This is a genomic window from Vibrio navarrensis, assembly GCF_015767675.1.
Taxonomy (GTDB): domain Bacteria; phylum Pseudomonadota; class Gammaproteobacteria; order Enterobacterales; family Vibrionaceae; genus Vibrio.
On record NZ_CP065217.1, the window covers coordinates 59,148 to 72,864 of the forward strand.

The window sequence follows — 13,717 nt, forward strand, 5'->3', positions numbered from 1 at the left end:
AGCGTTAAGGCTTGATGGGGTGGTGATAAATCAGATTGATTTTTAGCTCTTCCAGCAGGTGTGCGTACTGCGCTTTGGGGCGAAGAATATAGCTGTAGATTTCGCCCTCAATAAAATCGTTGTCATCGCGGTAATCGTGATTGATCGCCAGCGATGTTTTCCCTGCGCCCGATGGAAAAGCAAAGCAGGCCACCTCGGCCACGCCCTCGATGTTGTAGCTGTAGGAGACAATATCTTCGTAGCCGCCACGTCCAGCAACAACGGACAGGTCAAAATAGGGCAGCAAGATTGAACAATCAAAGCTGCCACTGACAGGGTGAATGTTTAGGTCGGAATCAAACCGCTGATAGCTGCTGGGGTCGGCCGCTTGGCGCTCAAAAATGTAGTTGCCGACTTTCGCCGCAATGTAATTTGGCTCACGGTCGTTAGACTGGCCAGCGGTAAACCGGCCATCGATAAACCGGTCATCAATAAACAGATAGTCAAAAAACTGCATTTGATAGAGCGTTTGCCCGGTATGCACGTTCAGCCGCTGTTCCATCGCTTGCTTGTCAGTTAGCATGGTGTAAGTGTGGTAGCGGTTGCCATCTTGCACTGTGATGAGGTGATTGGTCAGACCCGCTTTGATGTTGGAGGGGTAACTCTTGCGCAGTAGCCAAGTTTGCTGAGCATCAAAAGCCGACAGGCTGCTGGTGAGGATTAGCGTCTCGTCTTGCTGTTCAAATTCGCCAATCAGGCGCAGTGAATCATCATCTGGGCACGCGCGCCGCTGGTTGGCTGCGGCAAAGTAGACCTGATGATTGATCAGCTTCCACGCTTCGCAGTAGATCACTTCGTACGGGTAGCGCGTGCCAGCAAAGTTTTGGCTGGCGACGAGGCGATAGAAAGTTTGGCCAATCAAGGGATGAGTAAAGGCGTGACCCGTTTCGCCAATCGCAGGCAGATCAAAGCGCGCCGTTACCCAAGCATCGTCATCCATTCCGTGGTGATCATCGCGCGCTGAAATCAGCAGTTGTGGTGACTTCACCGCTTGGTTTGGGCTGCCGACGATCGTCAATGGGCTGGTCGCACTGAGCTTTAATCCGGGAACGTTGATCTGCACTCGGGTAGTAAGCGTATCGCCGTCGGGATCACGGAACAGTCCGTCAATCGCCAAGGTATAGCGCAGTGGTGCGCCTTGGTCGAGATCCCAGCCTGCTATCTGGCTTTGCAGCGCCTGCTGCACAGTGGCAATGATTTCGGGTGGGCGATTCTGGCCCACGCCTTTATTGCCCTCGCTGGTGGAGGTGAGAGTCTGTGTCGTGCTCAAGGTTAGCTCGACTTGCTCCTTTGCTTCCTCTTCCTGCGAAGCTTGCTCTTGTTGCGCCGTGGAGGGCGGTTTCGGTTCAATGGGGTCGGCGATCGGCGCAGGCGGTGTCACTGGGGCAGGCGTCGTAGGGCCGACCTTGTTACCAGGCGGGCTTACCTTACTTACCACAGAGCGAAGGTCAGCGGCCTGCGCGAGCAACGTCGCTGCTGCTGGCGAAGGCGATGGCGCTTGGCTTGGGGTGAACAATTGCCAGAGTGCCAGCGCGACGAGCGACGCGGCAGCAGTGAAAATCGCTTTAGCTCGCATCAGCTTACGCCATCCTTGATTGCAGCCAGCAACGGGAGAATTTGAGGTCTTTTTCGATCAAGCTGGCGCTGCACTCGAGCAGTTCGCTGATCTCCTCGTTTTTCATTCCCATCAGGTATTTGAGTTTAAGCGCGTTGGACTGACGCGGGTAACGGATGCTGAAGTTGTCCAGTACCTTGTCCATGATGATCAACTGCTCGATTTTCTCATCCTGTTCGTGCGGCAATGGCGTCACTTGCTGACGTTTCTGCGCCTGTAGCGCACGGGCGTTGTCGATCAAAATCTGCCGCATCACTTTGGCGGCCATGAGGAAAAATGCCCGCTTGCTAGTGATCTCACTCAGATCGCTGTTCGACATTTTCAAATAGGCATCGTGAATTAAAGCGGTGGTACTGTTGACGCTGTCGGCCAGCACTTGGTTCTCTGTGCCATATTTCTCTGCACTGCGCTCGCGCTCTTGCTGGGCAATGTGGCGCAGCTGCAAATAGGCAAACTGATAGAGCTGACTTTCGGCCTGCTTATCGCCCGCCTGCCACTGGCGGATAATTTGGGTAAGTTGTGAGCTTACTGTCTTCATGAAGCTTCTCCTGCGACTTTAACAAATTCAGAGATGCGAAAGGTATCGATCCGGTCGGAGCCGTCTCGTTGTGGGGAAACTTGCTGCTGGTAACGGTACAAAATCCCTTGGTCCCACCTTTGCCCGGCGGGCAGATACTCCCAAGTGGTGTACTGCGCTGGGTACTCGGTGGGAAACCAGCGCACCATGATGTTCATCTGTGCCAGTTGTGCGTAGCCGTTGGGGTTTTTGAGCCACCACATGTCGGCGTATTGCGCGCTGACCTCTTTCGGGTAACTGCGCCGCGTTGTCGGGCAGCGCTCAACACCACTTGGCCCTGCAAACACCTTACCCTGCTCGATCAGCAGGCAGCGTTCGCTGATATCACTCTCTTGGTAGACAGTCTCTTTCCACACCCCTTGGTAAGCAATGCGGTTGCCAAGCGATTCTGGATAGGTAAACCAGATCATTTCGCTGCGATTGGCGTGCGGGACGTGTTCGCTGCGCCCCATGCCTTGCACTTTGCCGAGGATCAGTTGGGTTTGCGGATCGAAGTTGAGCGCCACGGAGCGATATTTCCAATCCCCTTCGTCGTCGAAATCGTCCAAAGAAAAGCCATTGAGATCGTTACGGGTGCAGCCTTTGGCCGCGCAGCCAACCACCCCTTGCCAGTGGGCAAAATCGCTCAGCGGCTCAACCGTTTTATGCGCGTGCGGCTGGGTTCGGTCTAAAAAGCAGCCATTGAAATAGTCGCCAAGACTCGGGTATTGGATCACGCTCTCAGCGGTGATTTCAAAGCTCATTTCGCCAATCGGCGTGCGGTAGTCTGGCCGTTCGAGATGGCGTACATCCAGCGCGCAAGCGCGTCCGCGCCAATCTTTCTTCTTGATCATGATGTTGCTCAGACGGGTATTAAGCGGCGAAAAAATCACCTCGTCAGAGATAAAGTGCTGCTCAATGTAGCGCTGGCTCTGGTTTAGGTGCGCCACCGCCTCTTTGACTGACACCAGTGGCAAGCCCAAAAGCTCGGCGCTGTGGTCGAGAAAATTGAGATCGATGCGCTGCAACTGCTGTTGAAATTGAGGGTTGGAGAGCACGCTACTGACCAGCACAATCTCATCGCGATTTTCCGGCGTGCTGTCGAGTGACAGCAGCAGGCGCGTGAGGTTGATGCTGCGGCTCGGTTTGGTGGTGGCCAGCGTTGGCGTAATCACTTCCTGAGCGGAAAGAGTGGTGAGCAGGTAGCCTTGCTCATTGGGAGCGAGAAAAAAACTCACCACATCGCCGGGCTGGTATTGAAATGCCCCTTTGTGGGTTAAACCGCTCAAGTTCGAGCTGGTTTTGTAATAGAGCCCGGTGACGGGCGCATCGATAAAATAGCCCGTTTGGGTCGACGTGGCGTGGGCCATAAGGCTGCCCAACCACAGCAGAGTGAAAGAAAAAATCCGTTTCATAGTACTACTTATTTCTGAGTTTCAGGGCGGGTGGCGTCGACACTCTGCTTTTGCGGCACCGGAGTGAGCATCGCCAGCAGCATCTTCTGTTTGATGTGTTTGGGGATCTCCGGGTTGGAGAGAATCCGTCGCCGCGTCATCTCCAGCATGGCGTTGACCGACAGCTCAGTCGCGTCGTTGCCCTTGCTGTGAAACATCAAACTGGTCACTTCGTACATCATCTCTTCAGCGATCAATTTTTCTTGATGCAGCTGACGGTTTTTCGCCATTAAGGTGCTGGTGAAGCTGACTCCCGAAATCAGCAGCAAGATGATTAATAGCGAAGGGATAGGGCGGCGCTGCAACAGGCGGCGCGTGGTGTAAAAAGGGTTATGCAGCTTGAGCGAAATGGGGCGGCACGCCAGCACATTTTCGATGTCGTGGCGCAGCTCGCTGACGCTGAGGTAGCGCTCTGCGGTGCGCTGCGCGGTCGCTTTGTCACCAATCAAACGAAGATCCGAGTGCTTGGGCTGCGCGGGGAAAAGCAGTTGCAAAATTTTGCCCAGCGAATAGAGGTCGCTTTGCTGGGTGAGATACGCGCCCGCTTTCTGCTCTGGGCTGGCGTAGTGTTCGCTGTAAGCGAGCAGACCGAGCTGCCCTTCGCCGCAGGCCGGAGGATACACTTTTTGCGTTAAGTTAAAATCGAGCAGTTTAGGCCGCTGATCTTTATCGATGAGAATGTTTTCTGGCTTTAGATCGGCGTGCAGGACCTGATTTTGATGGGCGTGCTCAATGGCTTGGCAGATGTGGCGAAACAGGGTCAGTTTTTGCGCCTTGCTAAGCGAGTGTTGCTGTAAAAAGCGCTCAAGCGTCACGCCTTCGACCCGCTCCATCACGATGTAAACCGAATCCTGATGCATGCCGCCGTCAAACACCTTGGCAATGCTCGGGTGATTGAGGCGCGCCAAAAGCTGTGCTTCATCAAACAGCGCCCGAGTGCCCAAAATGTTGCTTAAGGTCGGTTGAATGAACTTGATCGCCAGTTGCTGCTCGAAGGTTTGATCGGCGCGATACGCCGCGTACACTACCCCCATTCCGCCACGACCGAGCTCGTGGGTGAGCTGGTATTTGTCGATCAGGTGACCGGAGAGATCCAGCGTTGCGTGGGTTGCTTGCTGAGCGTGAAACCCCAGCAATTGCGTGAAGGGCTCTTGTCCGTCGGCTTCGAGCAAAGGCATGACGCTCTGATACAACTCAAGCGAACTCTGTTTGAGCTTTTGAAGAAAGTCTTGTTTCTGATTGTCATCGAGATCCAGCAGGTGATAGAAAACCTGCGTGGTACTGGAACCTAACTGCACTGTACGTTTCTAATTCTTGTTTAATTCGCCGTAAGTCTATAAGAAATTTGTAATATATGTGATATTTTTCTTATTTATGAGATAGCATTCTCATAAAATAAGAATGGTGTTAATCGCTGACTGTGGCAAATTTGAAACTTAATTGCCATCCGACGACTGAGAAGCACTGAGCTCCAAATACTTCTTCTCGATAAAAGCTTTCTCTCGCCCTAAATGCAGCAACTGTTTTTGGCTGGCGGCCAGTTGCTGCTTGAGCTCATTCAGCTCCGACGCTTGCGGCGCTGAAGCCGTCTGGCTGGCTAACTGGCGCTTATAGTTTTCAATGGTGGCCAAAAGTTGCTCTTTCTCTTTGGCAAAGTTCTGCTCTATGTCCTGAAATCCGCCGCTTTCGCTGATCATGATGTATTCACGCTCAAGCTGCTCGAACTGCTTTTCGATCGCTTCTTTCTGCTGGCGTAGCCCGGCGACGGTATCATTCTGCTCCAGCAGGATATTTTTGGCTTTACGTAGCCCGCGTGTACTTTTATCCAGATCACCTTTCAGCTTGCGAATGAGTTGGTGCGATTTGGACAGTTTTTGATTGAGCAGCTCAATCGACGCTTGCTCTTCACGGCTGTGGCCGCTGCTCGCAGCACGGATCTCGGCAACTTGTTGTTCCAAGGCCTGTTGGATTTGCACCAGCGCATTTAAGGTTTCGCGGTTTTCATTGCTGTAGTTGAGCGCGTGATTGACCGACTCTTCGCACAGTGCTTGAGCCGATTGACTGAGTGCGCCACCCTTGGCTGAGGAGCCAAGCGCTTGGCGAAACTCGCGCAGCATCAGCCAGAGAATGACAAACCACAGCAGCAAGATCAGCAAGCCGAGGTTGATGGCGAGGGTCATCAGCAGATCGGGGCCAAGTTCATTTAGCAGCAATTCCAAAGACATAGACAATCAACTTTATGACTAGTGGTATGGCTAAGTTTAGATGCTAGCGATTTTTGTGCCTATAATTTAAAACAGTTTTCGCAGTGGAGCTGGCGGTAAGGTGAAGATACTGATAGTCGATGACAGCAGGGCAACGTTAGAAATTGTGCGCAAAGCGCTGCAAAGTTTTGGTTATCGTCGCTTGTCGATTGAAAAGACCAACAGCGCCACACAAGCGCTGGAGACGATCGAGCAATGGCAGCCAGACATAGTGCTGACCGACTGGCACATGCCGGATATGACGGGCTTGGCGCTGGTGGAGACGGTGTCGCAGCGCTACCCGCAGATCAAAATTGCCATGATCACCACAGTGGACGATGAGACGCAAATCGCTCAGGCGAAAGCGGCCGGCGCCAGTTTTGTTTTGAGCAAACCGTTTGATGATGAAGCGCTGCACCGCAAACTGCTGCCTTTAGTGCAAGGGGCGGAAGAGAGTGAAAAAGCGCTGGATGCTTTGGTGGAAGTGCAAAAAGAGCTGGCGCTTCCCAAGCTCAGCCAACTGGAAAAGCTGCTGAAAAAGGTGGTGCACAGCGAGATTGAACTGAACAATATTCGCTTGCAGCAGTTTGATGACAGCAAGGTGCCGTGTCTGATCGCCATTTACGAAGATGGGGAAACGCAAAAACCGCGCGCCGTAGCCGTGCTCGATATTTACGCGGTGTGCGTGCTGGCGTCGGCCAATCCGCATATCTCGCCCGAGCAGCTAAGCCAAGCGGTGCACAAAAAGATGGTCAGCAAAGCGATACTCGACACCTGCCAGCGGGTGCTGGATAAATCCTCGCTGGCGTTCCTCGACAGTTTGACGCGCAAAAGTCTGCGGCTCAAAAGCGTCAGTTTTGCGCCACAAGCGTTCGATAAGCTCAAAGTGCTGTTTAATAAGGAAGCTGATAAGCGGGTCGATTTTTCCTGCCAGTTGCAGCAAATGGCGCAAGGTAAAATCACCTTAGTCGGTTTTTAGCTGTGTCGACTGGTTGTGCCTGTGCGGCAGACGGGTCATAATGTTACACGTAACATTACTGATAAAAAGCGTTTTATGGCTCAACATACCTCTGCCGCGCCCAGCAGCAAAAAAGCACGCACGACTCTACAAGATGTCGCCGACCAAGTGGGCGTGACCAAAATGACCGTTTCGCGCTATCTGCGCAATCCGCAGTCGGTCGCGGAAAAGACCCGCGAGAAAATTGCCGCGGTGATTGAGGAGCTCGGTTACATCGAAAACCGCGCCCCAGCGATGCTGTCCAAATCGTCCAGCCGCGCGATTGGCATTCTGCTGCCATCCCTGTCCAACCAGATTTTTGCCTCCTTTGTGCAAGGAATTGAAACCGTTACCAAAGCGCACGGCTACGAGACGCTGTTGGCCCACTTTAGCTATGACGAGTTAGAGGAAGAGCGCAAAATCGCTTCGCTGCTCTCTTATCAGGTGGATGGGCTGATTTTGACCGAGAGCCACCACACCGAACGCACCTTGCAGATGATCAAAAACGCCGGCATCCCTGTGGTGGAAACCATGGAGTTGCCGAGCCAACCGATTGATATGGCGGTCGGGTTGAATCACATCGAGGCGTCGTATCAGGTGGTGAAGCGCATGATTGCCTCGGGCAAACGGCACATCGCCTATTTTGGCGCGCGTTTAGACACGCGCACTAAGCTGCGCATGCAAGGTTATGATCGCGCCATGCTCGAAGCGGGCTTGACTCCGCAACACGTGCTCACGGGCGATCACTCCAGCTTTTCTCTCGCCGATGAGTTGCTGCAACGCGCGCTGGCCATTATGCCGACGCTCGATGGGGTGTTTTGTACCAACGACGACATTGCCATCGGTACGCTGCTGGTGGCTCAGCAGCGCGGTATTGCTGTGCCTGCGCAGTTGGCGGTGGTTGGGTATAACGCGCTCGATATCGGCCAAACCATCAGCCCGAAGCTGACCAGTGTCGATACGCCCCGTTTTCAGATCGGCGAGAAAAGTGCCGAGCTGCTGCTGGCGCGTCTGCGCGGAGAACAGCCGGAGCAAAGCGTGGTGGATATGGGCTACAAAATTACCGCTGGCGAGAGTGTGTAACTCGGTCGATGTGATTAAAACCAAGGGCGCGATGAACGCGCCCTTGTTGATCAGATGATAAAACTCGCCCCTTGATCGGCGCTGCTGACATGCTGGCGCATCACCTGAAACAGATGGCGTCCCCAAGTTTGCTGGCTTGCCTCTGTATCGATTTCAAGCACGCAGCGACCTGTTGTGTCGCTGAGATTATTAAGCTCGCCCGTTTGGCAGTCGAGACGTAGCCAATCACCATCACGCACTAAACCAATTGCTCCGCCACGTATCGCTTCCGGTGAAACGTGGATGGCCGATGGAATTTTGCCTGATGCGCCAGACAAACGGCCATCGGTGACCAGCGCCACTTTAAACCCCGCCTTTTGCACATTGCCTAAGATCGGCATCAGCTTGTGCAGCTCTGGCATGCCATTTGCCGCTGGGCCATTGTGTGTCACCACCACGATGCAATCTCGGTTGAGCTCACCGCGTTGGTACGCCGCTTCGACCTCGTGCTGGCACTGGAACACCAGCGCTGGCGCTTCAATCACCCGCTGCTCCGCTTTAACCGCTGAGACCTTCACCACCGCTTGCCCTAAGTTGCCGCGCAGCACACGTGTGCCGCCTGTTGGTTGGAATACGGCGCCTGTCTTGGCAATCACTTGGTGATCTAAACTGCCTTGGCAGCTTGTCCAGACCAGTTTGCCGTCGACTAACTTAGGCAGCGTCATTTGATGGTCGAACTCGCCAAACACGGGCTGCACGTCGCGATGCAGCAGAGCCGATTCATTCAAGCGATGCAGCAGCGCAGGCACGCCCCCCGCTTGTTGGAAGGCGTTCATGTCAGCGGGGCCGTTGGGGTAAACCCGCGCCAGTAAAGGCACCACGTCTGACAAATCACTGATGTCCTGCCACGTCAGCTCCAGCCCGGCAGCGCGCGCCACCGCCAACATGTGAATGGTGTGGTTGGTGCTACCGCCCGAGGCGAGCAGAGCGACAATGCCGTTGATAAGGCTTTTTCCCGTCACCACCTCGGCCAACGGGCGATAGTGGGAAGAGCCCGAAGTCATGGCGGCGATTTTCAGCGCGGCGTGTTCTGTCAGCGCTTTGCGCAGCGCGCTGTGTGGGTGGACAAAGGCGGAGCCGGGCAGCATCAAACCCATCGCCTCAAACACTAACTGGTTGGTGTTGGCGGTGCCATAGAAGGTGCAGGTGCCGACCGAATGGTAGGCGCGACACTCCATATCGAGCAGTGCCTCTTTCCCCACGTCACCCGCGGCGTATTTCTGGCGAATATCGACTTTCTCTTCGTTGCTGATGCCCGTTGCCATCAACCCTGCTGGCACAAATGCGGTAGGCAAGTGCGCGTAAGCGAGTGCGCCCATCAGCTGTCCGGGCGCAATTTTGTCACATATGCCGAGTAGCAGCGTGGCGTCATACAGGTTGTGGCTGAGCGACAGCGCGGTGGCCTGCGCGATCAGATCACGCGAAAAGAGCGACAAGTCCATCCCCGGCTGGCCTTGGGTCACGCCATCGCACATTGCAGGCACGCCGCCCGCAACTTGCGCCGTGTGGCCATACGGAGCCAGCGCGGCTTTGATTTGCGCGGGATAGAATTGATAAGGCTGATGCGCGCTCAACATGTCGTTGTAAGCGTTGATGATGGCGATATTGGCGTGGGTGAAGTTGAGAATACTCTGTTTTTCGGCCGAGCAAGACGCCGCGACCGCGTGAGCCAAATTACCGCAAGATAGATGAGCGCGCGCTTTGCCATGTTGCGCCTGTTGCGCGGTACGGGCTAAAAATGCCGCACGGCTTTGCGCGCTGCGCTTTGAGAGGCGTTCGGTGACCGCAAGAATAACAGGATGAGTCATAAGGCAACCTCGCTTTGTGCGATCAATGCGGTGGCGGCTTCTTCCACCACCTGTTCGATGGGCGCGTCGATAGAAACAATCAGGGTTTGCGGCTCATCGTCCGGGCGCTCTAAGGTGGCAAACTGGCTGTTGACCATGTTCTCTTTCATAAAATGGCCTTGGCGCTGGCGCATGCGCTCTAAAATCAGCGCCTTATCGCCGTCGAGAAACAGAAACGTCACGTTTCGGTTGCCATCGCGGATCTGGTCGCGGTAACACTTTTTCAGCGCGGAGCAGACAATCACGCCGTGTTCATTTTTGCTCTCTAAGCTGTAGGCCGCATCGCGAATGCGCTCCAGCCATGGTGTGCGGTCATCGTCATTCAGCGGCTGGCCAGAGGCCATTTTCTGAATGTTAGCGCGAGGATGAAGATCGTCGCCGTCAATGAATTTACGCCCCAGTTTTTTCGCCAAAAGCTCACCGATGGTGGTTTTACCGCTCGCGCAGACACCCATCACAATGACACTACTACCCGCCATAATTTGCCCTCATAACTAAACTTGCGCGTGATCTCAAAATTGAAATTCACTTGGAAATATGGGTTTATCTTATTCATGTTATCGGTAACATGTTACCGGTAACTTCAGTAAATGTGAACCACAACACAAACTATAATTCGTAAAGGTGAACCTATGGAACAGCTAGCCCAAACCCCTGATCCTACGTATCTTTTAACCGTTGCAGCGCTGGCAATTGCCGCCTTGCTTCTCCTTATCATCAAAGTCAGAGTGCACGCTTTTGTCTCTCTGATTACCGTCAGTTTGGCGACAGCCATCGCCACTGGCGTCACGGCAGACAAAGTGGTGCCCACCATGCTGGGGGGCTTTGGCGGCACACTGGCCTCCGTGGCGCTGCTTGTTGGCCTTGGCGCCATGATTGGCAAAATTTTGGAAGTGACGGGCGGGGCGAAAGTGCTGGCCGACACCATGATCGGTCGCTTTGGCAAAGAGCGTGCGCCGCTTGCACTGGGGGTTGCTTCGCTGCTGTTCGGCTTCCCGATCTTTTTTGACGCAGGCCTTGTGGTGATGATGCCGATCATCTTCAGCGTGGCCAAACGCTTTGGCGGCTCACCGCTGAAATATGCCTTGCCCTCTGCGGGCGCATTTGCGGTGATGCATGCGTTTGTGCCGCCGCACCCGGGCCCAGTGGCGGCGGCGGAGTTTCTCGGCGCGAACATCGGCCTGTTGTTGGTGGTTGGGATCTTGGTCGCGATTCCGACTTGGTATCTTGGTGCCTACTTGTTTGGTCTATATGCTGGCAAAAAATTCGACATTCCGCTGTCAAAAGCCTTTTTCAATAGCGACACCATCCTAGACGAAAAGCAAATGCCCAAATTTGCTACCGTGATGACGCTGCTGGTGCTGCCGGTGCTGCTCATCTGTCTTGATACGGTGCTTAACACCTTAGCGGTGGCGGGCGTTATCGACGGTAAAACACCATTGGTGGCGTTTTTACGCATGCTGGGTAAAACGCCCGTGGCGCTGCTCATCACCTTGGTGGTGTGTCTGTTGGTGTTTGCCAAAGATTACGGCATGGCGAAGTTGGAAAAGCTGTGCGGCGATTCACTCGCGCCGATTTGTGGTGTGATCCTCGTGACAGGCGCGGGTGGCATGTTTGGCGGTGTGTTGCGCGCCAGCGGTATTGGTGATGCGTTGGCTAACGTGCTGACCGATACTGGCATGCCGGTGATTGTGGCCGCGTTTGTGATCTCCACTTGCTTGCGCGTCGCGCAGGGCTCGGCCACCGTGGCGCTAACGACGACGGCGGCACTGATTGCGCCTGTGGTCGCGGCAACAACAGGCTTGAGCGAACTGGATCTGTGCTTTATCGTGATCGCCATTGCTGGCGGCGCGACGGTGCTGTCTCACTTTAATGACTCCGGTTTCTGGTTGGTTTCCCGCTTGATGGAAATGGACGAGAAAACCACTTTAAAAACTTGGACGGTAATGGAAACGTTACTTGGTGGTATCGCCTTTATTATCGTTGCAACATTGAGCTTTATTCTTTAGAGGTGATCGATGAAAACACTTGAACAACGACTAAGAGAAATCCAAATCGTCCCGGTTATTGCCATCAACGACGTATCGCATGCGCTGCCACTCGCGAAAGTGTTGGTGGAAAATGGTCTGCCGTGTGCGGAAGTGACTTTCCGCACTGAAGCGGCGGCAGAATCGATTCGCCTGATGCGTGAAGCGTACCCTGATCTGCTGATTGGTGCAGGTACGGTGCTGACTACAGAGCAAGTGGACATCGCCATCGAAGCGGGGGTGGATTTCATCGTCAGCCCCGGCTTTAACCCAACCACAGTGAAATACTGTCAGCAGCGCGGTGTGGCCATCGTACCGGGCGTCAACAACCCAAGCTTAGTGGAACAAGCGATGGAAATGGGGCTGCGCACGTTGAAGTTCTTCCCAGCAGAGCCGTCAGGCGGTGTGGCGATGTTGAAAGCGCTGACGGCCGTTTACCCCGTGGAATTTATGCCAACCGGTGGCGTGAGCCCATCTAACGTGGAAGATTATCTCGCGCTGAAATCGGTTGTCGCCTGTGGCGGTACGTGGATGGTGCCCACCGCCATGATGGACAACGGCGATTGGGAAGGTATTGCCGAACTGGTTCGTGTGGTGAAGTAAAAAATAGTGCACCATAACGCAAAAGGCCATCGTTTGATGGCCTTCTTTTATATTGGTTAACCCTTCGTTTTACCCGACAGTGTCAGCAGCAAAGTGGCGCTACCACAAGTAATAAGTACCCAGCCTAGGTGGCCGACGAGCGCCGCGGTGGCTAAGCCAGCGCCTATCAACAGGTAATACATCAGGCCAAATAGCGCGCCAGCACTGCCTGCCTGCGCTTTGTATTGTGATAATGCCATGCTCAGCACATTCGGAATGGCTATGCCAAACGCCATCACCACCAACAGCATCGGGGCGACAAACCAGATCGACGCCTGTAACGCGTAAACTGCTATAGCGCCGAGCGTCAAAAGCAGTGACGCGGCTTTCAATAAGCTCTGCTGTGCCATGTTTTTGGCCAGCAAGCCCTTATTCACGTAGCTCCCAAGTAAAGAGCCGAGTCCAAGCACGAGGCCGCTGTAGCCGAACTGTTCGGCGGAGTAACCGAGCGTGGCAAATGCAAAAGCGCCGAGTTGGTAGTAAGAGAACAGCGCAATGTTATACAGCGCCACCAAGAAGGCCGAACGCCAGATGTGCGCATCTTTGACCATACGCCGGCTCAATGCACCCAGTGCAAGGGGATGTTTGCTTTGCTGGGTTTCTGGCAATTTGACGAAGTTGTAGAACAGCAAGGCAAGCGCCAAGACAAACAGAGCCAGAAAGACCGCCGCATGGCCGCCAAGCTGGGCGAGTTGCCCGCCGCTAAACATGCCGATCACCGGGCTGATGGATATCCCTAAGCCCATTAAGCTGAAGACTTTGCCAAGCTCCGTGCCAGTAAAACAATCACGCAACATCGTTTGGGTCACCACCGAGCCAACAGCGATGCCAAACGCACTGCAAGCGCGCGCCAACATCAAAATGGTAAAGCTGTCGGTGTGCATCGCGGTAAACGCACTGGCAGCGTAGATCAACAAGCCCAGTAACATGGTGGGGCGTCTTCCCCATTGATCTGCCAAAATGCCCCACACCGCGACGCCCAGCGCAAAAACGCCAAAATAGATCGAGAGAGTTTGCGCCGCTTGCGCGTAAGAGACGCTAAATGCCTGTGCAATCGAGCCTAAGGCGGGGCTGTAAATGGTTTCGACAATTTGCGGAAACATCAGCATCACGACCATTAAGCCAAGAGAGGGTTTTGCTTTCATTGCGATTCTCACCTTTGTTTTGTTCGCGGT

General features: G+C 54.3%; 12 protein-coding genes. 4 read left to right on the plus strand and 8 right to left on the minus strand.

The window, feature by feature from the left end:
- Positions 1–4 precede the first annotated feature (4 nt).
- The 5 genes from I3X05_RS00270 to I3X05_RS00290 all read right to left on the minus strand — a co-directional run bounded on the left by I3X05_RS00270 (position 5) and on the right by I3X05_RS00290 (position 5,889).
- Complete coding sequence (locus I3X05_RS00270; RefSeq protein WP_045569590.1) at positions 5–1,615, minus strand: hypothetical protein; 1,611 nt, start codon at positions 1,613–1,615, stop codon at positions 5–7.
- Positions 1,616–1,619: 4 nt separating this feature from the next.
- Positions 1,620–2,192, minus strand: coding sequence for a sigma-70 family RNA polymerase sigma factor (locus tag I3X05_RS00275; protein ID WP_045569591.1), 573 nt, complete (start codon positions 2,190–2,192; stop codon positions 1,620–1,622).
- Entirely contained in the window at positions 2,189–3,625 is a 1,437-nt protein-coding gene (locus tag I3X05_RS00280; RefSeq protein ID WP_193158019.1) for a chromosome partitioning protein ParA, read from the minus strand. The genes I3X05_RS00275 and I3X05_RS00280 overlap by 4 nt, the downstream gene beginning before the upstream one ends.
- Positions 3,626–3,633: 8 nt before the next feature.
- The gene (locus I3X05_RS00285) at positions 3,634–4,962 is read right to left on the minus strand and encodes a serine/threonine-protein kinase (protein WP_337970879.1); all 1,329 of its coding nucleotides are present in this window, start codon (positions 4,960–4,962) and stop codon (positions 3,634–3,636) included.
- 138 nt (positions 4,963–5,100) lie between these two features.
- Positions 5,101–5,889, minus strand: a complete 789-nt coding sequence (locus I3X05_RS00290) for a chromosome partitioning protein ParA (RefSeq protein ID WP_198106222.1) — start codon at positions 5,887–5,889, stop codon at positions 5,101–5,103.
- A 100-nt stretch (positions 5,890–5,989) separates the two neighbouring features.
- On the opposite strand from I3X05_RS00290, the gene I3X05_RS00295 reads away from it, so the two are divergent.
- Positions 5,990–6,886 carry a response regulator gene (locus I3X05_RS00295; RefSeq protein ID WP_337970880.1) on the plus strand — a complete coding sequence of 299 codons (897 nt, stop codon included), beginning with the start codon at positions 5,990–5,992 and terminating at the stop codon, positions 6,884–6,886.
- Positions 6,887–6,961: 75 nt separating this feature from the next.
- Positions 6,962–7,987, plus strand: a complete 1,026-nt coding sequence (locus tag I3X05_RS00300) for a substrate-binding domain-containing protein (RefSeq protein WP_193158020.1) — start codon at positions 6,962–6,964, stop codon at positions 7,985–7,987.
- A 50-nt stretch (positions 7,988–8,037) separates the two neighbouring features.
- Here I3X05_RS00300 and edd read toward each other — a convergent pair whose 3' ends face one another.
- Entirely contained in the window at positions 8,038–9,834 is a 1,797-nt protein-coding gene (gene edd / locus I3X05_RS00305; protein ID WP_337970881.1) for a phosphogluconate dehydratase, read from the minus strand.
- Positions 9,831–10,352: a gluconokinase gene (locus I3X05_RS00310; RefSeq protein WP_045569597.1), complete on the minus strand. Its 522-nt coding sequence runs from the start codon at positions 10,350–10,352 to the stop codon at positions 9,831–9,833. Before I3X05_RS00310 ends, edd begins: the two co-directional genes overlap by 4 nt.
- 153 nt (positions 10,353–10,505) lie before the next feature.
- On the opposite strand from I3X05_RS00310, the gene I3X05_RS00315 reads away from it, so the two are divergent.
- Positions 10,506–11,882, plus strand: coding sequence for a GntP family permease (locus tag I3X05_RS00315; protein ID WP_045569598.1), 1,377 nt, complete (start codon positions 10,506–10,508; stop codon positions 11,880–11,882).
- Between the two features lie 9 nt (positions 11,883–11,891).
- The gene (locus I3X05_RS00320; RefSeq protein WP_337970882.1) at positions 11,892–12,503 is read left to right on the plus strand and encodes a bifunctional 4-hydroxy-2-oxoglutarate aldolase/2-dehydro-3-deoxy-phosphogluconate aldolase; all 612 of its coding nucleotides are present in this window, start codon (positions 11,892–11,894) and stop codon (positions 12,501–12,503) included.
- Positions 12,504–12,559: 56 nt separating this feature from the next.
- Here I3X05_RS00320 and I3X05_RS00325 read toward each other — a convergent pair whose 3' ends face one another.
- On the minus strand, positions 12,560–13,687 hold the full coding sequence (locus I3X05_RS00325) for an MFS transporter (protein ID WP_337970883.1): 1,128 nt from the start codon (positions 13,685–13,687) through the stop codon (positions 12,560–12,562).
- Between the last annotated feature and the right edge of the window lie 30 nt (positions 13,688–13,717).